This is a genomic window from Weizmannia sp. FSL K6-0777, from assembly GCF_038593185.1.
In the GTDB taxonomy this organism is placed as follows: Bacteria; Bacillota; Bacilli; order Bacillales; family Bacillaceae_C; genus Weizmannia; species Weizmannia faecalis.
In genome coordinates this window covers 3,216,531-3,237,761 of sequence record NZ_CP151971.1, presented here as the reverse complement: position 1 = coordinate 3,237,761, position 21,231 = coordinate 3,216,531, and the positions used below count along the sequence as shown (strand labels likewise).

General features: G+C 49.0%; 21 protein-coding genes, 1 rRNA gene, 1 pseudogene and 1 riboswitch. Of the genes and pseudogenes, 20 read left to right on the top strand and 3 right to left on the bottom strand.

All coding sequences use genetic code 11. From position 1 onward, the window contains the following. Positions 1-97: 97 nt before the first annotated feature. Positions 98-213, top strand: a 5S ribosomal RNA gene (gene rrf / locus NST70_RS15500). 475 nt (positions 214-688) lie between these two features. Beyond that, on the top strand, positions 689-1,060 hold the full coding sequence (locus NST70_RS15495; protein ID WP_235801740.1) for a PH domain-containing protein: 372 nt from the start codon (positions 689-691) through the stop codon (positions 1,058-1,060). 193 nt (positions 1,061-1,253) lie between these two features. Here the strand turns inward: NST70_RS15495 and NST70_RS15490 are convergent. Next, positions 1,254-1,757: pseudogene (locus NST70_RS15490) on the bottom strand (IS982 family transposase); the annotation flags it as partial. A gap of 124 nt (positions 1,758-1,881) precedes the next feature. Between NST70_RS15490 and NST70_RS15485 the strand changes: the two are divergent. Then, on the top strand, positions 1,882-2,370 hold the full coding sequence (locus NST70_RS15485; protein WP_342475444.1) for a PTS glucose transporter subunit IIA: 489 nt from the start codon (positions 1,882-1,884) through the stop codon (positions 2,368-2,370). A gap of 151 nt (positions 2,371-2,521) precedes the next feature. On the opposite strand, the gene NST70_RS15480 is transcribed toward NST70_RS15485, so the two are convergent. Next, positions 2,522-3,250: a DsbA family oxidoreductase gene (locus tag NST70_RS15480; RefSeq protein WP_342475443.1), complete on the bottom strand. Its 729-nt coding sequence runs from the start codon at positions 3,248-3,250 to the stop codon at positions 2,522-2,524. A gap of 150 nt (positions 3,251-3,400) precedes the next feature. Here NST70_RS15480 and NST70_RS15475 point away from each other — a divergent pair, with 150 nt between their 5' ends. The 14 genes from NST70_RS15475 to purD all read left to right on the top strand — a co-directional run bounded on the left by NST70_RS15475 (position 3,401) and on the right by purD (position 17,405). Next, on the top strand, positions 3,401-3,943 hold the full coding sequence (locus NST70_RS15475; RefSeq protein ID WP_017550737.1) for a DUF2179 domain-containing protein: 543 nt from the start codon (positions 3,401-3,403) through the stop codon (positions 3,941-3,943). After that, positions 3,940-4,152: an NETI motif-containing protein gene (locus NST70_RS15470; RefSeq protein WP_035190025.1), complete on the top strand. Its 213-nt coding sequence runs from the start codon at positions 3,940-3,942 to the stop codon at positions 4,150-4,152. The genes NST70_RS15475 and NST70_RS15470 overlap by 4 nt, the downstream gene beginning before the upstream one ends. 48 nt (positions 4,153-4,200) lie before the next feature. After that, a riboswitch (purine riboswitch) is annotated at positions 4,201-4,301 on the top strand. A 117-nt stretch (positions 4,302-4,418) separates the two neighbouring features. Further along, positions 4,419-4,919, top strand: coding sequence for a 5-(carboxyamino)imidazole ribonucleotide mutase (purE, locus tag NST70_RS15465; RefSeq protein WP_104851650.1), 501 nt, complete (start codon positions 4,419-4,421; stop codon positions 4,917-4,919). Then, positions 4,900-6,060 (top strand): 5-(carboxyamino)imidazole ribonucleotide synthase, encoded by a 1,161-nt coding sequence (gene purK, locus NST70_RS15460; protein ID WP_080746306.1) that lies wholly within the window; start codon positions 4,900-4,902, stop codon positions 6,058-6,060. Before purE ends, purK begins: the two co-directional genes overlap by 20 nt. After that, the gene (gene purB / locus NST70_RS15455; protein WP_035190019.1) at positions 6,053-7,348 is read left to right on the top strand and encodes an adenylosuccinate lyase; all 1,296 of its coding nucleotides are present in this window, start codon (positions 6,053-6,055) and stop codon (positions 7,346-7,348) included. The genes purK and purB overlap by 8 nt, the downstream gene beginning before the upstream one ends. Positions 7,349-7,437: 89 nt before the next feature. Beyond that, positions 7,438-8,148, top strand: coding sequence for a phosphoribosylaminoimidazolesuccinocarboxamide synthase (gene purC / locus NST70_RS15450; RefSeq protein WP_029142044.1), 711 nt, complete (start codon positions 7,438-7,440; stop codon positions 8,146-8,148). Continuing rightward, positions 8,141-8,395, top strand: coding sequence for a phosphoribosylformylglycinamidine synthase subunit PurS (gene purS / locus NST70_RS15445; RefSeq protein ID WP_017552972.1), 255 nt, complete (start codon positions 8,141-8,143; stop codon positions 8,393-8,395). Before purC ends, purS begins: the two co-directional genes overlap by 8 nt. After that, complete coding sequence (gene purQ, locus NST70_RS15440) at positions 8,392-9,075, top strand: phosphoribosylformylglycinamidine synthase subunit PurQ (protein WP_342475442.1); 684 nt, start codon at positions 8,392-8,394, stop codon at positions 9,073-9,075. The genes purS and purQ overlap by 4 nt, the downstream gene beginning before the upstream one ends. Further along, positions 9,059-11,308 (top strand): phosphoribosylformylglycinamidine synthase subunit PurL, encoded by a 2,250-nt coding sequence (gene purL, locus NST70_RS15435; protein ID WP_035190018.1) that lies wholly within the window; start codon positions 9,059-9,061, stop codon positions 11,306-11,308. Before purQ ends, purL begins: the two co-directional genes overlap by 17 nt. Continuing rightward, positions 11,293-12,717 carry an amidophosphoribosyltransferase gene (gene purF / locus NST70_RS15430; protein ID WP_017550745.1) on the top strand — a complete coding sequence of 475 codons (1,425 nt, stop codon included), beginning with the start codon at positions 11,293-11,295 and terminating at the stop codon, positions 12,715-12,717. The genes purL and purF overlap by 16 nt, the downstream gene beginning before the upstream one ends. A 19-nt stretch (positions 12,718-12,736) precedes the next feature. Next, positions 12,737-13,780: a phosphoribosylformylglycinamidine cyclo-ligase gene (gene purM, locus NST70_RS15425; RefSeq protein WP_342475441.1), complete on the top strand. Its 1,044-nt coding sequence runs from the start codon at positions 12,737-12,739 to the stop codon at positions 13,778-13,780. Next, entirely contained in the window at positions 13,773-14,366 is a 594-nt protein-coding gene (gene purN, locus NST70_RS15420) for a phosphoribosylglycinamide formyltransferase (RefSeq protein WP_342475440.1), read from the top strand. Before purM ends, purN begins: the two co-directional genes overlap by 8 nt. Continuing rightward, positions 14,363-15,892 carry a bifunctional phosphoribosylaminoimidazolecarboxamide formyltransferase/IMP cyclohydrolase gene (purH, locus tag NST70_RS15415; RefSeq protein ID WP_061086440.1) on the top strand — a complete coding sequence of 510 codons (1,530 nt, stop codon included), beginning with the start codon at positions 14,363-14,365 and terminating at the stop codon, positions 15,890-15,892. The genes purN and purH overlap by 4 nt, the downstream gene beginning before the upstream one ends. Positions 15,893-16,154: 262 nt before the next feature. Further along, positions 16,155-17,405: a phosphoribosylamine--glycine ligase gene (purD, locus tag NST70_RS15410; RefSeq protein ID WP_026684448.1), complete on the top strand. Its 1,251-nt coding sequence runs from the start codon at positions 16,155-16,157 to the stop codon at positions 17,403-17,405. A 95-nt stretch (positions 17,406-17,500) separates the two neighbouring features. Here the strand turns inward: purD and NST70_RS15405 are convergent, their stop codons facing one another. After that, on the bottom strand, positions 17,501-17,731 hold the full coding sequence (locus tag NST70_RS15405; RefSeq protein ID WP_014096909.1) for a DUF2892 domain-containing protein: 231 nt from the start codon (positions 17,729-17,731) through the stop codon (positions 17,501-17,503). A 105-nt stretch (positions 17,732-17,836) separates the two neighbouring features. On the opposite strand from NST70_RS15405, the gene NST70_RS15400 reads away from it, so the two are divergent. The 3 genes from NST70_RS15400 to NST70_RS15390 all read left to right on the top strand — a co-directional run bounded on the left by NST70_RS15400 (position 17,837) and on the right by NST70_RS15390 (position 21,121). Beyond that, the gene (locus tag NST70_RS15400; protein ID WP_017550750.1) at positions 17,837-19,579 is read left to right on the top strand and encodes an adenine deaminase C-terminal domain-containing protein; all 1,743 of its coding nucleotides are present in this window, start codon (positions 17,837-17,839) and stop codon (positions 19,577-19,579) included. 133 nt (positions 19,580-19,712) lie between these two features. After that, entirely contained in the window at positions 19,713-20,720 is a 1,008-nt protein-coding gene (locus NST70_RS15395; protein ID WP_014096911.1) for a DUF3048 domain-containing protein, read from the top strand. A 68-nt stretch (positions 20,721-20,788) separates the two neighbouring features. Next, complete coding sequence (locus tag NST70_RS15390) at positions 20,789-21,121, top strand: YerC/YecD family TrpR-related protein (RefSeq protein WP_014096912.1); 333 nt, start codon at positions 20,789-20,791, stop codon at positions 21,119-21,121. Positions 21,122-21,231: the final 110 nt, after the last annotated feature.

The window sequence follows — 21,231 nt, the reverse complement described above, 5'->3', positions numbered from 1 at the left end:
GGCGCGCTAGAGCTGGACAATTTTCAAAGCTATTCTCCGTTTACAGTTTTTTCTCCCATCCGGTTTTCAGGGAACACATCCCAAAATAAAATAAGGGTCCGGTGATGATGGCGGAAAGGTCACACCCGAACACATCCCGAACTCGGAAGTTAAGCTTTCCAGCGCCGATGGTAGTTGGGGGTCTCCCCCTGCGAGAGTAGGACGTTGCCGGGCCAAATGAAGACCGCAGACGATTTGTCTGCGGTTTTTTCGTACCTGTATAAAAAACACTGTTTACTGCTTTCACCGGAATGCAGCCCGTTTTACTCAAAATCACTGCTGGAGGAAGGATATGGAAGGCGGTATACCTCAATGAAATATTTTCCACAAAATGAAATTCTTTTTTGTTTGCAAATTTATTTTTTAATTGCCTTTTTTATTGTACTATTGATTTTATCTTCTCCAAATAAAAAAATTAAGTTATCTAATTACAAATATGTCCTCTGTACATAAAAAAATTCATGGCAAAAAATATCTCATAAAGTCTTTATTCAATTTTTTTTAAGCATCACTTGTTTTTTACATATATAAACATGGTAAAATATAATAAATATAGATGTAAAAGGAAGGAGGGATTGAGTTGGTATTTTACTCGAAAAAAGGACCCATTAGTTCCATCCTGACATGGCTATTAATCGTTGGGAGTATTGTGTTGCCAACAGCTGTCCACTTAGAGTTAGGTACTATAGCGGAGGATCTAACTGTTACTGACAAAATTTTATTAACAGTCATTTGTAGTTTATTTACACTATTTTTGCTTTCAGGATGGTTCCATACATTTTACATTTTAACTGACAAAGTCTTAAAAGTTAGAGGAGGAATTTTTAGTTGGACAATTCCTCTTGAAGAGATTGAAGTGATTACTGAGTCTAAAAATCCTCTAGCGGCACCAGCTCTATCACTTGATCGTTTACAAGTAGTGTACGGGAAATCGAAGTTCATCTTAATTTCTCCTAAAGACAAATCGTTATTTTTAAAACAAATAAAAAAAATGAGGCCAGAAATAATCGTTGAATGTTAAATTGGTTTGGTTCAAAAAGACTAGATGCCTTAGAGGTGTCTAGTTCTTTTTTTTTACTTTTTTGGTAATTATATGTTCACAAAATAGAGAAATTGATTTATTATTAAGATGGAATTCTGTTTTTTATATTTTTGTGAATATTATAAATTGAATCTATTAGGATATTAGGAAGACCCGTGGTGCTAGTTGAGCGTTAGAACTCAACTAGCCCTAGTGTGACCAGCGAATAGGCTAACAATATGCCGTCGAGCGCTACTTCAAATCCGATCATGGAATTCGCTCGAATCTCTGTGATCCGGTATTGGTCAACCAGAACCGAGAACACCGTCTCGATCACTTTGCGTTTTTGTTGGATCCATTTCTCCCATGCCTCGGACGAGCAATGTTTCTGGTTTTTTCGAGACGGAGTCCAAAGCGCCATTTGGTATTCTTCGTACAGCCTTTTTTGCAACTCACGGCTAATGAATCCTTTGTCCCCGAAGTTATAGGGATGAGGAATTTGAGTCATCACGCTTTCAGCGGCGATACGATCATGGCAGGATGCTTCCGTCACCACATAGCCCATGGGCAACCCTTGATCGGTCACTTGAAGGTGCAGCTTCAACCCATAGTACCATTGCTTTTTTGAAGCGCAATACCCGATGTCTGCGATCTCTTGAAACCGTTTGACGCGATGCATTCTCGCAGCATGGCACAACTCTAATTATCTAATTTAAGAAATGATGCCAGCTATTTATCAATGCTTGGAGCTTTTCTTGTAATGTATATGTTTTGTGATTTTGTTTTGCTTAAATTAATGATTTAGAAAGTAGGGAACCGATATGCTCAACTTTTTAAAAAAGAAAAAGAGCCAAACAGTAGGCTTGGTTGCGCCTGCAAGCGGCCATTTAGTACCAATAACGGAAGTAAATGATCCGGTTTTTTCCACAAAGATGATGGGAGATGGATTTGCCGTAATACCAGCGGCCGGAGAAGTCCGAAGCCCGGTATCCGGAAAAATTTTGAGCGTTTTTGACACAAAACATGCCATTAGTATTCAGACAGATAATGGGCTCGAAGTATTGGTGCATCTGGGGATTGATACGGTAGAACTTAAGGGGGCGCCTTTTCAGGTATATGTAAATGAAAATGATACGGTCCAGGCTGGTGATAAAATTGCCGATATGGACTTATCCGCACTGAAAGCAGCTGGAAAGGATAACAGTGTAATGGTGATCTTTACAAATTCCAACAGTATTTTGGATTTTGCGATTTCAGCAAATGGCAAAGTGAGTGCGGGGCATGGGATCGGAAAAGTTGAATTAAAATAGAGGGCCAGGATCAGCCTGCCCAGGAATGTAGCAATGGAAACGATAACTTAAATTCGTGAACAAATTCTTCTACCCCTTAAAAGCGGGCACAGAAAGAGTGCCAATGCATATTTTAAAAAGGCAGGGAATATCCCTGCCTGCCATAATATGGTTACTTTTCTTCCTTCCCCGGTACAATGCAGCTTCCATCTGCACAGGCAACGTCTTCTTCGGTGGACAGGTCTTGCAGCACCGGCGCTGCGGCTTCTTCCTGCCATACTTTCTGAAGGGCGCTTGTAAAGGTTTCGAGCGGCTGGGCGCCGGAGATGGCGTATTTTTGGTTGAGAATAAAAAACGGGACGCCGGTGATGCCGTATTGCTGTGCGATGGCTTCATCCACGCGTACGTCATTTAAATAGGCATTCGGGTCACGAAGCACTTCCAAAGCTTTTTCCCGGCTGAGGCCTGCAGATTCGGCGATTGCGGCAAGTGTTTCGTGGTCACCGATATACGCTCCTTCTGTAAAATAGGCGTGGAACAGTTTTTCGGCGAGTTCCGCCCCTTTGCCTTCAGCCACGGCAAATTTTTCAAGGCGGTGTGCATCCAGCGTGTTTGTCGGCTTCATGTTGTCAAAATCATAACGAAGCCCGACACTTGCCGCCTGTTCACCGATGCCGCGGTTTGCTTGTTTTGCTTCTTCCATGCTGATGCCGTATTTTTCGGCAATCGCTTCGTGGATATTTTTGCCGATGCCTTTTTCAGCAGCAGGGTCAAGTTCAAAAGCTTTAAATTCAACTTCCACCTCATCCCGGTGCGGAAATTGTGCCAGCGCCATTTCCAAACGCCGTTTTCCAATATAGCAAAATGGGCAGACAAAGTCAGACCACACTTCAATTTTCATATGAACACCCCATTTCTTCGATTACCCCCTATCGTATCATAAAAAAGTTTTATCATAAAAAATCATGCTTATGGACACGTTTACTTTGCTCCGGCCGTGATATGATGGAAAAGAAGCAAAATGAATGTGTGATGAGGAGGGGGAACATCATTGCTCCACAATAGTATTGTCATGGTACTGATTATTTTTGTTGTTAATATTATCTATGTATCCTTTTCGACAACGAGGATGATTCTAACGTTAAAAGGATACCGGTATATTGCCGCTTTTGTCAGCATGGTTGAAATTATCGTGTATATCATCGGTCTCGGGCTTGTTCTTGACAATCTGAATAAGATCCAAAACATTATTGCGTATGCGGCCGGTTACGGAATCGGTGTTATGGTGGGGATGAAAATTGAAGAAAAACTGGCGCTCGGCTATATTACGGTCAATGTCATTACAACAGGGGCAAATCTGGATTTGGCAAAAAAATTGCGGGAAAGCGGCTACGGCGTGACTACATGGGATGCGCACGGGCTTGAAGGGGATCGGATTGCCCTCCAGGTTTTGACGCCGAGGAAATATGAGCTGAAATTATACCAAGCGATAAAGACGATTGATCCAAAGGCCTTTATCATTGCATACGAGCCGAAAACCATTTATGGCGGTTTTTGGGTAAAAGCGGTGAAGAAAGGAAAATTGAACAAATGAAAAAACAGTTTGAAGTGCTGGAAAATGAGACCATTGCGGACTGTCTGGCAAGAATGGAAAAAGAAGGCTTCCAACCGTTCAGAAGAATCGAAAAGCCGGTGTTCCGGGAAGTCAAGAAAAACGGCAAGAAAGAATATGAGCCGGTCACCAGAAAAATTGTATTTGAAGGAAGAAAATCAAGTTCAGACCCGAACATTCCCGACCTGTAAAACATGAATTATTCGTTGACAGCAACAAGCCTCCCTGTTAAGATAAAAATACAAAGTGAATATGACCCTCATATATAATGGGAATACGGCCCATACGTCTCTACCCGGTTACCGTAAATAATCGGACTATGAGGGAAAGCGGAAGTTGGGAATCACAAGGTTTTCCTTGCTTATTTGTGCTGCACCCGGATGGACTGCTTTCTCTCTAAAATAGAGTGGGCAGATCCGTCCGGGTTTTTTTGTACATAAACAGGGGAGGGATGCAGGTGGCAGTTGAAGTTGGCATCATTATGGGCAGCATTTCGGACTGGGAAACGATGAAACATGCATGCAGCGTGCTGGATGAATTGAACGTACCTTACGAGAAAAAAGTCGTCTCTGCGCACCGGACGCCGGATCTGATGTTTCAATATGCAGAACAGGCAAGAAGCAGGGGCGTAAAAGTCATCATTGCGGGAGCAGGCGGTGCGGCCCATTTGCCAGGGATGGTCGCAGCAAAAACGACGTTGCCAGTCATCGGCGTGCCGGTCCGGTCGAAAGCGTTGAACGGCCTTGATTCTTTGCTTTCAATCGTGCAGATGCCGGGTGGTGTCCCGGTTGCAACGGTCGCGATCGGAAAAGCGGGCGCAACGAATGCCGGACTGCTTGCCGCCCAAATTTTATCCATAACAAACGAACATATTGCCAAAAGGCTTGAACAAAGGCGGGAAAGACTTTCGAAAACCGTATATGAAAGCAGTGATCAACTTGAACAGGAAAATGATTAAACCGGGGAGTACAATCGGCATCATCGGCGGCGGCCAGCTCGGGAGAATGATGGCCCTTGCCGCAAAAGAGGCGGGTTTCCGGATCATTGTCCTTGATCCTGTGCCGGATTGCCCGTGTGCGCAGGTAGCGGACGGGCAAATCACGGCGCCATATGATGATGAAGCGGCATTGCGGGAGCTTGGGGAACGATGCGATGTGCTCACCTATGAATTTGAAAATATCGATTATGAAACATTGAAAAAGGCCACCGGATTTGCCCATGTCCCACAGGGAGCGGAGCTGATCCGGATCACGCAGAACCGTATTTTTGAAAAAGAAGCAGTTGCAAAAGCAGGCGTCCGGGTTGCGCCGTACCGCGTCGTTGAAAACGCGGCGGATTTGAAAGAAGCTGTTGCAGAAATTGGCTATCCATGTATTTTAAAAACGGCGCGCGGCGGTTATGATGGAAAAGGGCAGATCACGCTCCGGCATGAAGGGGATTTTAAGGAAACGGATCCGCTTCTTGCCCACGGCGCATGTGTCCTTGAAAAAATGATTCCATTTACAAAAGAACTTTCTGTCATCATCACCCGGAATGAAGCAGGGGAAACGAGCCTTTTTCCGGTAGTTGAAAATATTCATCACAACCATATTTTGCATCAAACAATCGCGCCGGCACGGGTGGAAAATACGGTGAAAAAAGAGGCGGAGCAACTCGCCCTAAAGGTGGCAGAGCAGCTTCATTTAACCGGTACGCTTGCAGTCGAAATGTTTTTAGAAGCGGACGGTACGCTTTATGTCAATGAACTGGCACCGCGCCCGCATAATTCCGGGCATTACTCGATTGAAGCCTGTTCGATTTCGCAGTTTGGCCAGCATATCCGCGCGATCTGCAACTGGCCGCTCCGCAAAGTGGAACTTTTGAAGCCGGCTGTCATGGTCAATCTGCTCGGCCAGCACGTCGAAAGGGCGCTTACGCAAATTCCTTACCAGCCGGAATGGTCGGTCCATCTTTACGGCAAAAAAGAAGCGAAATTCCAGCGAAAGATGGGCCATGTTACAGTGCTGACAGAGGAAATCGAAGAGACTTTGCTTTCCCTTGAACAATCCGGTGTATGGCAGGATGTACAGAAACGATCGGAGGCAGCAGTGAATGATTGAACGCTATACAAGGCCTGAAATGGGCGCCATCTGGACAGACGAAAATAAATACAAAGCATGGCTTGAAGTGGAAATCCTTGCCTGTGAAGCATGGGCGGAGCTTGGGGAAATCCCGAAAGCAGATGTGCAAAAAATCCGTGAAAATGCCAGATTTGATGTTGAAAGAATTTTAGAAATTGAGCAGGAAACGCGCCACGATGTTGTCGCTTTTACAAGGGCCGTTTCGGAGTCGCTCGGCGAAGAAAGAAAATGGGTGCATTACGGGCTGACGTCCACGGATGTGGTCGATACGGCGCTTTCTTATTTGATCAAACAGGCAAATGAAATCATTGAAAAAGACCTTGAACGTTTTATTGAAATTTTAAAGCAAAAAGCAATTGAACATAAATACACCGTCATGATGGGCCGTACCCACGGCGTCCATGCCGAACCGACCACTTTTGGCCTGAAAATGGCGCTCTGGCACGAAGAAATGAAACGGAATCTCGAACGCTTCAGGCAAGCGGCGGACGGCATCCGTTACGGGAAATTAAGCGGTGCTGTCGGGACCTATGCCAACATCGACCCGTTCGTTGAGCAGTATGTCTGCGGGAAACTCGGCTTAAAGCCGGCGCCAATCTCCACGCAAACGCTGCAGCGCGACCGCCACGCTTATTACATCGCGACCTTGTCTTTGATCGCGACATCGATTGAAAAATTTGCTACGGAAATCAGGGGGCTGCAAAAAAGCGAAACCCGTGAAGTGGAAGAGTTTTTCAGCAAAGGGCAAAAAGGATCGTCCGCGATGCCGCATAAACGCAACCCGATCGGTTCGGAAAATATGACCGGGATGGCGCGGGTGCTGCGCGGCTATATGGTAACGGCGTATGAAAATGTCTCCCTTTGGCATGAGCGCGACATCTCGCATTCTTCCGCGGAACGGATTATTTTGCCGGATGCAACGATTGCCATTGATTATATGCTGAACCGGTTCGGCAATATTGTGAAAAACCTGACCGTCTTCCCGGAAAATATGAAACGGAACATGGACAAAACGCTCGGTCTCATTTATTCACAGCGGGTTTTGCTTGCCCTGATTGATAAAGGCATGTCCCGTGAAGCTGCATACGATACGGTGCAGCCGAAAGCAATGGAGTCGTGGGAAAAACAAGTGCCGTTTAAGGAACTGTTGAAAAAAGACCCGGCCATCCAAAGCAGGCTCACGGAAGCAGAACTCGAGGAATGCTTTGACTACCATTATCATTTGAAACATGTCGATACGATTTTTGACCGTCTCGGGCTGAACTGAACCGGGGCGGCCGGGTGAATTCAGCCCGGCTGTCCCGGAAAATAAAAAGCGGCTGCGAAATTTGCGCAGCAGGCTAAGGAGGCAGGCGCATGCTTGTATACGAGGGGAAAGCAAAACGGTTGTATGAAACAGAGGATCCGGATGTATTGCGCGTCGAGTACAAAGACTCGGCCACCGCGTTTAATGGCGTGAAAAAAGCGGAGATTGAAGGAAAAGGGAAGCTGAACAATGAGATTTCAAGCCTGATCTTTAAGCGGCTTGCGGACAAAGGGGTCAAGAGCCATTTTATCCGTAAAATATCGGAACGCGAACAGCTTGTGCGCCGGGTGGAGATCATCCCGCTTGAAGTAGTCGTCCGCAATGTCGTGGCGGGCAGCCTTGCAAAGCGCCTCGGGCTTGAAGAAGGAACGCCGGCCGGGCAGCCGGTTGTCGAATTTTATTATAAAAAGGACGAACTCGGCGACCCGCTCATTACAGAAGACCATGTACGGCTTTTAGGGATTGCAAGTTCGGAAGATTTGCAGTTTTTAAGAAAACAGGCGCTCGTTGTCAATGAGAGCCTAACGGCGCTGTTTGCGGAAATCGGCGTCCGCCTTGTGGATTTCAAACTCGAGTTCGGACGCGGACGTGACGGGGCGATCCTTTTGGCCGATGAAATTTCCCCGGATACGTGCAGGCTCTGGGACCGGGCAACGAATGAAAAGCTGGATAAAGATGTGTTCCGCCGGGATTTGGGCAGTTTAACGGAAGTTTACCAGGAAATCTTAAATCGCTTGAGAGGAGATATTTCGCATGTATAAAGTGAAAGTCTATGTCACCTTGCGCGAGGGCATCCTTGATCCGCAGGGGGCTGCCATCAACCAGTCGCTTGTCCAGCTCGGCTACAGTGAAGTGCAGGATGTGCGGGCCGGAAAATATTTGGAGCTGCTTGTAGAAAAGGCGGACCGGGACCTGGATGCCGTCATCCGGGAAGTGTGCGGGCGGGTGCTCTCAAATCCTGTCATCGAAGACTACCGCTATGAAATTGAGGAGTGTGTTGCGCCGTGAAGTTTGCATGTCTTGTTTTTCCGGGATCGAACTGTGACACCGATATGTTTCATGCGATTCAAGATGCACTTGGTGAAGAAGCGGCATACGTCCGCCATGATGCGGATAGCTTAGATGGTTTTGACGGGATCCTCCTGCCGGGCGGGTTTTCGTACGGCGACTATTTGCGGACAGGCGCGATCGCACGCTTTTCGCCGGTCATGCAGGCTGTTGCAAGAGCTGCTGAAGAGGGCAAACCGGTGCTTGGCGTCTGCAACGGGTTTCAAATTTTGCTTGAAGCCGGCCTTTTGCCAGGGGCCATGCTCCGGAACGCAGGCTTGAAATTCGTCTGCAAAACGGTACCGCTTGTGGTCGAAAATGCCGTAACGATGTTTACTTCCCTGTATGAACATGGGGAAACGATCCGGATTCCAGTTGCCCACGGGGAAGGGAACTATACTTGTGATAAAGAAACGCTCGAAAAGCTGAAAGAAAATAGGCAAATTGTGTTCGCGTACGGGGAAAATCCTAACGGGAGTATTGCCAATATTGCGGGAATTATGAACGAACAAGGTAATGTACTCGGGATGATGCCCCATCCGGAACGGGCCGTTGAGACATTACTCGGAAGCACGGACGGCTTGAAGCTGTTCAAATCCATTGTGAAAAACTGGAGGGAATCCCATGCCGTTATTGCTTGAACCAGGACCGGCCGAAATCAAAAGCCAAAAGATTTACCGTGAAATCGGGCTGACAGACGAAGAATTCGCACGGGTCGAAACGATTCTCGGCCGGACGCCGAACTATACCGAAACAGGGCTGTTTGCCGTCATGTGGTCGGAACATTGCAGTTACAAAAACTCTAAGCCGGTCTTAAAAAAGTTTCCGGTAAAAGGCGAACGCGTTCTCCAGGGGCCCGGGGAAGGCGCCGGCATCATTGATATCGGCGACGGGCTGGCGGTTGTTTTTAAAATTGAAAGCCATAACCACCCGTCCGCGATTGAACCGTACCAGGGCGCGGCAACGGGCGTCGGCGGGATTATCCGCGATGTGTTTTCGATGGGGGCAAGGCCGGTTGCGCTTCTCAATTCGCTCCGTTTCGGCGAACTCGATTCCCCGCGGGTGAAACGTCTTTTCAAAGAAGTCGTTGCCGGAATTGCGGGCTACGGCAATTGCATCGGGATTCCGACAGTCGGCGGGGAAGCGGCATTTGATCCGTGTTATGACGGCAATCCGCTCGTTAACGCGATGTGCGTCGGCCTGATCGAACATAAAGACATTCAAAAAGGGCAGGCGCGCGGCATCGGCAACACGGTCATGTATGTCGGCGCAAAAACAGGAAGGGATGGCATCCACGGCGCCACTTTTGCCTCCGGGCAGCTCAGCGAAGATTCGGATGAAAAGCGTCCGGCAGTCCAGGTTGGCGATCCGTTTATGGAAAAACTGCTCCTTGAAGCCTGCCTCGAACTTGTCCGCCATGATGCGCTCGTCGGCATCCAGGATATGGGGGCGGCCGGGCTCATCAGCTCCTCTTCCGAAATGGCCAGCAAGGCGGGCGTCGGGCTTGTGATGAATCTTGACCGCATTCCGCAACGCGAAACCGGGATGACACCATACGAAATGATGCTCTCCGAATCGCAGGAACGGATGCTGATTGTCGTAAAAAAGGGCCGGGAACCGGAAATCATCCGCCTTTTTCAAAAATACGGGCTCGATGCTGTTGCCATCGGAACGGTAACCGATGATCAAAGGTTGAAACTGTACCACCACGGCGAACTTGTTGCGGATGTGCCGGCCGATGCGCTTGCAGAGGATGCGCCCGTCTACCATAAACCGTCCAAAGAGCCGGCTTACTTTGCGGCCTATCAGGTGATGAAACCGCAAATCCCGGCGGTGGAAAATCTTCAGGAAACCTTTTTCCAATTGCTCAAACAGCCAACCATTGCCAGCAAAGAATGGGTGTATGAACAGTACGACTATCAGGTGCGGACGAACACGGTGGTCATGCCGGGATCGGATGCAGCCGTCATCCGGATCCGCGGGACAAGAAAAGCGCTCGCGATGACAACGGACTGCAACGCCCGTTACGTCTATTTGGATCCGGAAACGGGCGGGAAAATCGCAGTGGCGGAAGCGGCGCGCAACATTGTCTGTTCCGGGGCCCAGCCGCTTGGCGTGACAGACTGCCTGAACTTCGGCGCACCGGAAAAACCGGAAATTTTCTGGCAGCTCGAAAAGGCAGCAGACGGCATGAGCGAAGCGTGCCGCGCGCTTGAAACACCGGTCATTGGCGGCAATGTCTCACTGTACAATGAAACATTGCAAAAAACAGGAAATGGGGAAGTGTCCGTACAGGCCGTGTATCCGACACCGATTGTCGGCATGGTCGGGCTTCTCGAAGACATTACTCATGCGACCACGCAGACATTTAAACAGGCTGGTGACCTCATTTATCTAATCGGGGAAGCAAAACCGGAATTCGGTGGCAGCGAACTGCAAAAGCTTACAGACGGCCAAATTTCCGGAAAACCGCCGGCACTCGATTTGGAAACCGAAGCCCGGCGAGAGCACCAACTGCTTGCTGCGATCCAGTCCGGCCTTGTGCAAAGCGCCCATGACGTCTCGGAAGGCGGTTTTGCACCGGCACTCGCCGAATGCCTGTTTGGGACGGGAAATTTGGGGGCCCATGTCGTTTTAAAAGGCAACCCGGTTACGGCGTTATTCAGCGAAACCCAGTCACGATTTATTGTGTCAGTGAAAAAAGAGCACCAGCAGGTTTTTCAAAATTTGGTGAATGAGGCTGTTTGGATAGGCCATGTCACGGATGATAAGCAAATGACCATCAAAGGGGAAAACGGGGAGACGTGGATTCTGGCGGATACAGCGGAATGTGAAACGGCTTGGAAAGGAGCCTTAAGATGCTTGCTGAAATAAAGGGATTAAATGAGGAATGCGGGATTTTCGCGGTATGGGGCCACAAAGATGCAGCGCAACTTGCCTATTACGGGCTCCACAGCCTGCAGCACAGGGGGCAAGAAGGTGCGGGTATCGTAGTCAAACAAAACGGGCGCCTCATTGGCAAAAAAGGGGAAGGGCTTGTGACGGAAGTATTTTCAGCCCAGTCTTTTGCCGGGCTTGACGGGGATGCAGCCCTCGGGCATGTCCGCTATGCAACAGCGGGTGGTGGCGGGATTGAAAATGTCCAGCCGCTTCTGTTCCATTCGCAAAACGGCAGCCTTGCGCTTGCGCATAATGGCAATCTCGTCAACGCGCATACATTGAAGCACCAGCTTGAAATGCAGGGCAGCATTTTCCAGACGACATCCGATACAGAGGTGCTCGCCCATTTAATGAAAAGAAGCGGCTACCGTACCATGAAAGAACAGATGAAAAGCGCGCTTACGATGCTAAAGGGGGCGTATGCATTTGCTGTTATGACTGAAGATGAGCTGCTTGTCGCCCTTGACCCAAACGGTTTGCGCCCACTTTCACTCGGACAAATCGGCGACGCTTATTGCGTTGCGTCGGAAACATGCGCGCTTGATATTGTCGGGGCTGAGTTTATCCGCGATATCCGTCCTGGTGAACTCGTATCGATCAGCAGCCGCGGCATTGAGTCGGAGCAGTATGCGTATGCTGCGAATCCGGCCATTTGTACAATGGAATATGTCTATTTTTCCCGGCCGGACAGCAATATCCACGGCATCAACGTTCATGCCGCACGCAAAAATATGGGGAGAAGGCTTGCGATCCAGGCGGGCATTGACGCGGATGTCGTAACCGGCGTGCCCGATTCAAGCATTTCGGCGGCGATCGGTTATGCGGAACAATCCGGCATCCCCTATGAAATGGGCCTGATCAAAAACCGCTATGTCGGACGCACGTTTATCCAGCCGTCGCAGTCGCTGCGCGAACAGGGCGTGAAAATGAAACTGTCGCCGGTGCGCGCCATCGTCGAAGGAAAGCGGGTGGTCATGGTCGATGATTCGATCGTGCGCGGAACGACAAGCAAACGGATCGTCACAATGCTCCGCGATGCCGGGGCAACGGAAGTGCATGTATGCATCAGCTCGCCGCCGATGAAACATCCGTGTTTTTACGGCATTGACACATCGACGCACGAAGAACTGATCGCAGCCCATCACAGCGTGGAGGAAATCCGCCAGATGATCGGCGCAGACACCCTCACTTTTTTGACGGTTGACAATATGCTCGAAGCAATCGGCAGGCCGGCCATTAATGAAACATGCGGCCAGTGCCTCGCCTGTTTTACCGGCAAGTATCCGACGGAAATTTATCCGGATACGGTGCTGCCGCATGAAAAAGAACTGATTCAAAAATAGCAATTAATGGAGGATTCCTATGGCAAACACATACCGGGATGCAGGCGTCGACATCGAAGCAGGCTATGAAGCGGTCAAACGGATGGGAAAGCATGTGGCGCGGACAAACCGGGCGGGGGCAATCGGTGCACTCGGCGGATTTGGCGGCATGTTTGACTTATCTGCGCTCCATTACCGCAAGCCCGTGCTTGTTTCCGGAACGGACGGCGTCGGCACAAAACTGAAACTTGCCTTTTTAACAAACAAGCATGATACAATCGGCATCGACTGTGTCGCCATGTGCGTCAATGATATTATTGTCCAGGGGGCGGAACCGCTTTTTTTCCTCGATTATATCGGTTGCGGCAGCCAGAACCCGGAAACGATTGAGCAAATTGTAAAAGGCGTGGCAGAAGGGTGCGTGCAGGCAGGGTGCACACTCGTCGGCGGAGAAACGGCGGAAATGCCGGATATGTATGAAGCAGGCGAATACGATTTGGCGGGATTTGCGGTTGGCGCATGTGAAAAAGATGCGCTTGTCACGGGTAATACCGCACCCGGAGATGTTTTAATCGGCCTTGCCTCAAGTGGCATTCACAGTAACGGCTATTCGCTGATCCGGAAAATTTTTTTCAAAGACCATGCGATGACCGTTGATACGATTTTGCCGGAACTGGGCCGGCCGCTTGGAGAAGTGCTGTTAACCCCGACCAAAATTTACGTCAAACCGGTGCTTTCCGCGCTGAAAAAATTTGAGATTAAAGGAATGGCACATGTAACAGGCGGCGGGTTTTATGAAAATATTCCGCGCATGCACAGAGACGGGCTCGGTGTTGAAATCAGCCTCGGTTCATGGCCGGTCCCACCCGTTTTTTCCGCTGTGGCATCTTACGGTAACGTCAGCCGCGATGAGATGTTTCACGTTTTTAACATGGGAATCGGGTTTGTCCTCGCGGTGAAGGCGGAAGAGGCACAGGCCGCTGTTTCCTTTTTCAACCAGTCCGGGGAACAAGCTTTCATCATCGGCCATGTTACAAATACGGCGGGTGTCCGTTTTGCAGCAGGGAGCAGAGGCAATGCATAAAATGGCTGTTTTTGCATCGGGCAGCGGCACCAATTTCCAGGCGATTTGTGATGCAGTCAAAAAAGGGGAACTTGATGCCGCGATTGAACTGCTGGTATGTGACCGTGAAGATGCGTATGTCATCCGCCGGGCAGCACAGGAAAACATCCCGGCGTTTGTGTTCAATCCGAAAACGTATCCGGATAAGCGGGCGTATGAGCAGGAAATTTTGGCGCAGTTACAGAAAAAACAAATTGAATGGATTGCCTTGGCCGGCTATATGCGGCTGATCGGGCAGGTGCTACTGGATGCGTATCCGCGGAAGATTATTAATATCCATCCGTCGCTGCTGCCGGCTTTTCCGGGCAAAGACGCGATCGGGCAGGCGCTTGCGGCAGGCGTGAAAATAACGGGCGTGACCATTCATTATGTCGATGAAGGCATGGATACCGGGCCGATTATTGCACAGGCGGCTGTCCCTGTGCTTGACGGGGACACATACGAAACACTGGCGGCAAGAATGCATCAGACAGAGCATATGCTGTATCCGGATGTGCTCAGGAAGCTAGTGGAAAATCAAACCAACATGGAGGTTTTACCAGAATGAAAAGAGCATTAATCAGTGTATCGGATAAAACAGGGGTAACGGCATTTGCACAAAGTTTGAGCGGGCTCGGCTTTGAAATTCTCTCAACCGGCGGCACGAAAAAAGCGCTGGAAGAAGCCGGCGTGCCTGTTACGGGGGTGGAAGAGGTAACAGGTTTCCCGGAAATTTTGGAAGGCAGGGTAAAAACGCTCCATCCAAATATCCACGGCGGGCTTTTGGCAAAACGGACGCCGGAACATGAACAGCAAATTGCAGCGCACGGGATCAAACCGATTGACCTTGTCTGTGTAAACCTTTATCCGTTCCGAGAGACGATTGCAAAGGCGGATGTCACGGAAGAAGAGGCCATTGAAAATATTGATATCGGCGGACCGTCAATGCTGCGTGCGGCTGCGAAAAATTTCGAATATGTCACCGTTGTTACGGACGCAGGGGACTACGACAAAGTGATTGACGAAATTAAAACGCACGGCGATGTGACGAAAGATACGAAAAAAGCGCTGGCTGCAAAAGTTTTCCGCCATACAGCAGCGTATGACGCCATGATTGCCGGTTATATGACAACGCTTGTTGGCGAAGAGGCCCCGGAGAATGTCACATTTACATATGAGCTCAAGCAAACGCTCCGTTATGGGGAAAACCCGCACCAAAAAGCAAGCTTTTATATCAACCCGCTTGGTTCGCCGTTTTCGATTGCGCACGCAAGGCAGCTGCACGGCAAAGCATTATCGTACAATAATATTCGCGATGCAGATGCCGCCCTGCAGATTGTAAAAGATTTCAAGGAACCGGCAGCTGTAGCCGTAAAGCATATGAATCCGTGCGGCATCGGGGTCGGAGATTCGGCGCTTGAAGCGTATAAAAAAGCGTACGAGGCAGACTCGAAATCGATTTTCGGCGGCATCGTCGCATTCAACCGGCCTGTTGACCCGGAAACGGCCAAGCTGCTACATGAAATTTTTCTCGAGATTGTAATTGCCCCGTCGTTTGTGGACGAAGCGTTTGACATTTTGGCAAGTAAGAAAAATATCCGCCTTTTGACTGTGCCTTTTACGGAAGCGCACAAACCGGAAAAAATCATTACTTCCGTTGAAGGCGGGCTGCTGATCCAGGATCAGGATACCTATACTTTGAATGAAGCCCAAGTGAAAACTGTCACAAAACGTGAGCCGACAGAACAGGAATGGAAGGCTTTGAAACTGGCCTGGAAAGTGGTAAAACATGTGAAATCAAATGCGATTGTGGTGACGGATACTGAAAAAACGCTTGGCATTGGCGCCGGGCAGATGAACCGTGTTGGCGCGGCAGAAATTGCGTTGGCCCAGGCCGGCGAAAAAGCAAAAGGAGCCGCGATGGCATCCGATGCGTTTTTCCCGATGGACGACACTGTCGAAGCAGCTGCCAAAGCTGGCATTACCGCGATCATCCAGCCGGGCGGCTCCATCCGCGACGAAGACTCCATTAAAAAGGCCGATGAATACGGCATCGCCATGGTCTTCACCGGCATCCGCCACTTTAAACACTAACAGAAAAGCGCAGCGTACGGCTTACTTTGGAGGACACAATGACTGCAGGCGAACCGATGCCCGCTTATCAAAAGGAAAAGGCGCAGAAGTACGCAAGCCCGGGAAGCAGAGCCGGGTAAACAGAAAAGCGAAGGCCACTGTCCGGCCAGGACCGGCGAATGTTTCGGCAGGAAATTTGTCCCTGGGTGCCCGTTATATCAGATCATAAAATTAGTCAGAAGACCTTACAAAATGATGGACAAAGAGAGGAGGCCACGTTAAAATGAAAGTACTTGTAATCGGCAGCGGCGGCCGCGAGCATGCCGTCTGCAAAAAAATATCGGAAAGCGCCCGCGTTGATAAAATTTATTGCGCACCGGGAAACGGCGGCATTGCGCAAATCGCCGAAATCGTTCCGATCCATGAAACGGACACGGCTTCTTTGCTTGCTTTTGCAAAAGATAAGGGCATTGAACTAACAGTTGTCGGTCCGGAAGCCCCTTTAAGCGCAGGGATTGTCGACGAATTTCAAAATGCCGGCTTGAAAATATTCGGGCCGACAAAACAAGCGGCTCGGATTGAAAGCAGCAAAGCATTCGCAAAAGAACTGATGCAAAAATACGACATTCCGACTGCGGATTACCGCGTTTTTTCCGACTATTCGGAGGCAGAGAAATATATTGAAGAAAAAGGCGCACCGATCGTCATTAAAGCAGACGGCCTCGCCGCCGGAAAAGGTGTAACTGTTGCGATGACACTGGAAGAAGCAAAGGAAGCGCTCCGTGCTGCTCTGATCGGGAAGAAATTCGGGGAAGCCTCAAACCAAGTGGTTGTAGAAGAATTTTTAAAAGGGGAAGAATTTTCCCTGATGGCGTTTGTCCGGGAAGAAGAAGTGTATCCCATGGTCATCGCGCGCGACCATAAGCGTGCATATGACGGCGACAGCGGCCCGAATACAGGCGGAATGGGCGCCTACTCCCCGGTTCCGCAAATCCCGGATGAAGAAGTGAAAAAGGCAGTGGAACATATTTTGCGCCCGGCAGCCAGAGCGATGAAAGAGGAAGGCTGCCTGTTTACCGGCGTCCTGTATGCCGGCTTGATGTTGACGGAAAAAGGTGTGAAAGTGATTGAATTCAATGCCCGCTTCGGTGACCCGGAAACGGAGGTTGTGCTCGAAAGGCTTGAATCGGATCTGGCACAGATTTTTCTCGATCTGTTGGACGACAAAACCCCTAGCATCAAGTGGCGCAAGGAAGCTGTATTAGGGGTTGTGATTGCGGCAAACGGCTATCCGGATGCGTACGAAAAAGGGATTCCAATTCCGTCGCTTTCAAAATTGCAGTCTTTTGTTTTCCATGCTGGCACGCGCGCGGATGGGGAAAGGCTTGTATCAAACGGTGGAAGGGTTCTTTTCATCGGAAGGAAAGCCGGTACGCTGGAAGAAGCGGGAAAAGCGCTGTATCACGAATTGGAAAGGCTCCGTTTGGATGGTTTTTTTTACCGGAGAGATATCGGCAAAAGAAATCAGGCTTAGCCCTTGAGGCAAAAGGCTGGAAAATCCCGGCCTTTTGCCTGGTATGTTTTTTCTCCAGATGGTAATGTTTCCTATTCCTTATATTACCTTCTCGTTTACACTTCTTCCTGGCCGCCATTCATTTGCCGGTTTTGAATGAGATCCGTCACAGGGCAGTAACGGACAATCCCTTCTCCCACTTTCATGGCACCCATGAGCGCAACACATAAATAGCTGCAGCGCCCCGGTTTTTTCGATAATTTAGCTGTGGCCCATGCAAGCGAAGTGAGCCCGCACGTAATTCGGATTAAGGCATTTAAAATGCCAATATTGGGTGCGATTTTCATGATGAACATCTCCTTTCCCATGTTTTCGAACTTCTTTACTGCTTTAATGGATAAAATATGGTAATATATGAATATATTAGGGTCTCCCTAGGGAGGAATGAGACAATGCTTGACCAACGTTACAGATGGAAAAACAAACAAATCAGGGAACATGTCGCCGTGCTGGACGGCAAGCTTTCGCCAGACATGGTTTTAACAAATGCCCGGTTTCTTCATTCGACGTTAAGAAAATGGGTTACGGGCAATATTTGGATTTATCAGGACCGGATTATATACACCGGGGAAAAACTGCCTGAAAAGACATCCGGATGCGAAATCACCGATTGCTCGGGGCAGTGGCTTGTGCCCGGGTATATTGAACCGCATGTCCATCCGTTTCAACTTTATAATCCCCAAACCTTTGCCCATTATGCAGCGCAAAAAGGGACAACAACATTGATCAACGATAACCTCATGCTCGTTTTATTAACAGACAAAAAGAAAGCGTTTTCTCTAATGCAAAAGCTCCGCCATTCACCGGTTACGATGTATTGGTGGGCCCGGTTCGACGGGCAGACGGAGCTTGTGGACGAAGAAATGGTTTTTTCTCACGAGTGTGTAAAATCGTGGCTCGAGCATGATGCTGTCCTGCAGGGAGGGGAGCTGACCGGCTGGCCGAAACTGGTGGACGGCGACGACTTAATGCTCCATTGGATTCAGGAAGCCAAGCGGATGCGGAAAAAAATTGAAGGCCATTTCCCGGGTGCCTCCGAGAAAACATTGGCAAAAATGATGCTGTTTGGGGCAGACTGTGACCATGAAGCGATGACGGGCAAGGAAGTACTGAACCGGCTGATGCAGGGATACACGGTGTCTTTGCGCCACTCATCCATCCGCCCCGATCTGCCTGTGTTACTGGATGAAATGAAAGCGCTCGGCATTGACCAGTATGATCAAATGTTTTTTACAACCGACGGCAGCTCGCCTGCTTTTTACGAAGAAGGCGTGATCGACAGGATGATTCAAATCGCGATGGAACACGGGGTGCCCCCGGTGGACGCATACTTAATGGCAAGCTACAATGTGGCACGTTACTACAATATCCAGCATTTGCACGGTATCATTGCAACAGGCCGGGTGGCAAGTATCAATTTTTTGGAGAGCGAAACAAATCCGGTGCCTGTTTCGGTTCTGTCGAAAGGAGTTTGGTTGAAAAAAGATGGCAAAGGAATCGAACCGGAAGAACCGGTCGATTGGGCATTGTACGGTCAAGGCCCGCTTGAACTGGATTGGGATCTCGAACCGGACGATTTGCAATTTTCCATGCCATTCGGACTAGAGATGTCCAACAGTGTCATTACAAGGCCGTACTCCATTTCGTATGACGTATCGTATGAAGTGCTTCCGGACAACTATGAAGATAATTTTCTCATGTTAATGGATAAAAAAGGAAAATGGCGGATCAACACACTGGTGAAAGGATTTGCCAAAAATCTGATGGGCCTTGCCTCTTCTTATTCATCAACAGGCGACATTCTTTGCATTGGAAAATCAAAGAGCGATATGCTGCTTGCATTTAAACGGATGAAAGAAATGGGCGGCGGCATCGTGATTGCGGAAAACGGGAAAATCATCCATGAGATTCCGCTCCCGGTCGGCGGCATCATGTCGGATAAAAGCATGGATGAACTGATCGGGGATATGAAAAAATTTTCCAGTATTTTAAGGGACCGCGGCTATGCATATGATGATCCGATGTATTCTTTGCTCTTTTTATGCGCGACCCATTTGCCCTATATCCGGATCACTTCCAAAGGAATGTACGATGTGATGAAGAAAACGATACTCTTTCCAACAATAATGCGTTAAAATAATAAAGTAATGGAAATGGTTAAGCGTGGCGTAAAAAGGGAGATGGTTCGTTTCTAAAAAACCTCTTTCTGTACGGCAGGTTGCGGTTTGCCGTTCGGTGTATTTAAGAAATGTGATTGGAGTTGCAAAAATGGGAAAGAAACGACTGATTGGTCTGATGTTCCTCCTGTTGGTGCTATCGGCATGCGGCCGCCAGCATGGTACAGGCAGTCAGCAGCAGGGAGCCGGAAAATCTGCGGCACACCGGTGGACCGCACCGCTGACAGGGCTTCGGACAACAAACAGGCCAGCAAAACGGGCGGTTGCCGTCATGATCAATAATCATCCGCTTGCACGCCCGCAGTCAGGGTTAAGTTCAGCCGATGTGGTCTATGAAGCCCTGGCAGAAGGGGAAATCACCCGGTTTGTCGCAATTTTTGAGAGCCATATGCCGGCCAAATTCGGGCCTGTCCGGAGCGCCAGACCGTATTTCATCAAGCTGGCAAAGGGATACGATGCTTTATATATTGCCCACGGCTACAGCCCGGGCGCGAAAAAGCTGCTCGATTCGGGCTATGTCGATGAACTGAACGGCATGCAGTATGACGGCACTTTGTTCAAACGGTCGGCGGCCAGAAAAGCGCCCCATAATTCCTATATCACTTATCAAAATATTTTAAAGGGCGCACGGAAAAAAGGCTATGTAATGAACCAGCCTCCGTCTCCTCTTTCTTTTGCCTCTGCCAATGAAGTGAAAAACATTTCGGGCATTTCTGCGGGGAAAGTCAGTATCCGTTATTCAAGCCGGGAAAATTTAAATGCCGTGTACCGGTATAACGCAGAAAAAGGAAAGTATGACCGCTACTCTGGCGGGGTGGAGACGGTGGATGCAAACAACGATCAACCGGTCCTCATCGACAATTTGTTCATTGTTGCTGCTAAACATAAGCTGATTGACAGTCACGGGCGCAAGGATATTGATTTAACATCTGGAGGCAAAGCGTATCTCATCCAAAAGGGAAAGCTCCGGGAAGTCGAATGGGAAAATGACAACGGCAGGATTCTTCCGTATCAAAACGGGGAACCGGTCAAACTGGTGCCGGGAAAAACATGGATCAATATTGTACCAACTTTAAGCAGTGTTACCGTTACAGATTAGGCAGGGGTTCGGGCAGTCCGGCAGAGCCGTGCTGGAAAGCAATAGAGTAAAGGAGAAGAAAAACGTTTATGCAAATAGACAAATTACGCGGAAAAGCGCTGGATCAGCTGTTTGAAGCGATCCTGTCGCTTGAAACGATTGAAGAGTGCTACCGTTTTTTTGACGATTTATGCACCGTCAACGAAATTCAGGCGATGACGCAGCGCCTGGAAGTGGCGAGAATGCTGCGCAACGATAAGACGTACCATGCGATTGAGACGGAAACCGGCGCGAGCACAGCTACTATCTCCCGTGTCAAACGCTGCCTGAATTATGGCAACGATTCCTACCAGATGGTCCTCGACCGGATCGAAAAAAAACAAAGGCAGGAAAACCGTACAGAAGAAGAACCATCAGAATAAAAAGAAAAAGCTCTTCTTTTAAAAGAAGGGCTTTTTTTACGCAGAACAACCGCTTTTCGTGATAGAATCACGGGGCTTGGCGCATCTTGCTAGAAAAGTTGCGCTTTTCA

What these genes read in the sequence shown, in the direction of transcription:
- purM (WP_342475441.1), top strand. Translation starts at nt 12,737, where the DNA reads ATGGCAAACACATACCGGGATGCAGGCGTCGACATCGAAGCAGGCTAT.
- purL (WP_035190018.1), top strand. Translation starts at nt 9,059, where the DNA reads ATGCCGTTATTGCTTGAACCAGGACCGGCCGAAATCAAAAGCCAAAAG.
- NST70_RS15485 (WP_342475444.1), top strand. Translation starts at nt 1,882, where the DNA reads ATGCTCAACTTTTTAAAAAAGAAAAAGAGCCAAACAGTAGGCTTGGTT.
- purC (WP_029142044.1), top strand. Translation starts at nt 7,438, where the DNA reads ATGCTTGTATACGAGGGGAAAGCAAAACGGTTGTATGAAACAGAGGAT.
- NST70_RS15480 (WP_342475443.1), bottom strand. Translation starts at nt 3,250, where the DNA reads ATGAAAATTGAAGTGTGGTCTGACTTTGTCTGCCCATTTTGCTATATT.
- NST70_RS15395 (WP_014096911.1), top strand. Translation starts at nt 19,713, where the DNA reads ATGGGAAAGAAACGACTGATTGGTCTGATGTTCCTCCTGTTGGTGCTA.
- NST70_RS15400 (WP_017550750.1), top strand. Translation starts at nt 17,837, where the DNA reads ATGCTTGACCAACGTTACAGATGGAAAAACAAACAAATCAGGGAACAT.
- purF (WP_017550745.1), top strand. Translation starts at nt 11,293, where the DNA reads ATGCTTGCTGAAATAAAGGGATTAAATGAGGAATGCGGGATTTTCGCG.
- NST70_RS15390 (WP_014096912.1), top strand. Translation starts at nt 20,789, where the DNA reads ATGCAAATAGACAAATTACGCGGAAAAGCGCTGGATCAGCTGTTTGAA.
- purS (WP_017552972.1), top strand. Translation starts at nt 8,141, where the DNA reads ATGTATAAAGTGAAAGTCTATGTCACCTTGCGCGAGGGCATCCTTGAT.
- purB (WP_035190019.1), top strand. Translation starts at nt 6,053, where the DNA reads ATGATTGAACGCTATACAAGGCCTGAAATGGGCGCCATCTGGACAGAC.
- NST70_RS15405 (WP_014096909.1), bottom strand. Translation starts at nt 17,731, where the DNA reads ATGAAAATCGCACCCAATATTGGCATTTTAAATGCCTTAATCCGAATT.
- purN (WP_342475440.1), top strand. Translation starts at nt 13,773, where the DNA reads ATGCATAAAATGGCTGTTTTTGCATCGGGCAGCGGCACCAATTTCCAG.
- NST70_RS15470 (WP_035190025.1), top strand. Translation starts at nt 3,940, where the DNA reads ATGAAAAAACAGTTTGAAGTGCTGGAAAATGAGACCATTGCGGACTGT.
- purH (WP_061086440.1), top strand. Translation starts at nt 14,363, where the DNA reads ATGAAAAGAGCATTAATCAGTGTATCGGATAAAACAGGGGTAACGGCA.
- purD (WP_026684448.1), top strand. Translation starts at nt 16,155, where the DNA reads ATGAAAGTACTTGTAATCGGCAGCGGCGGCCGCGAGCATGCCGTCTGC.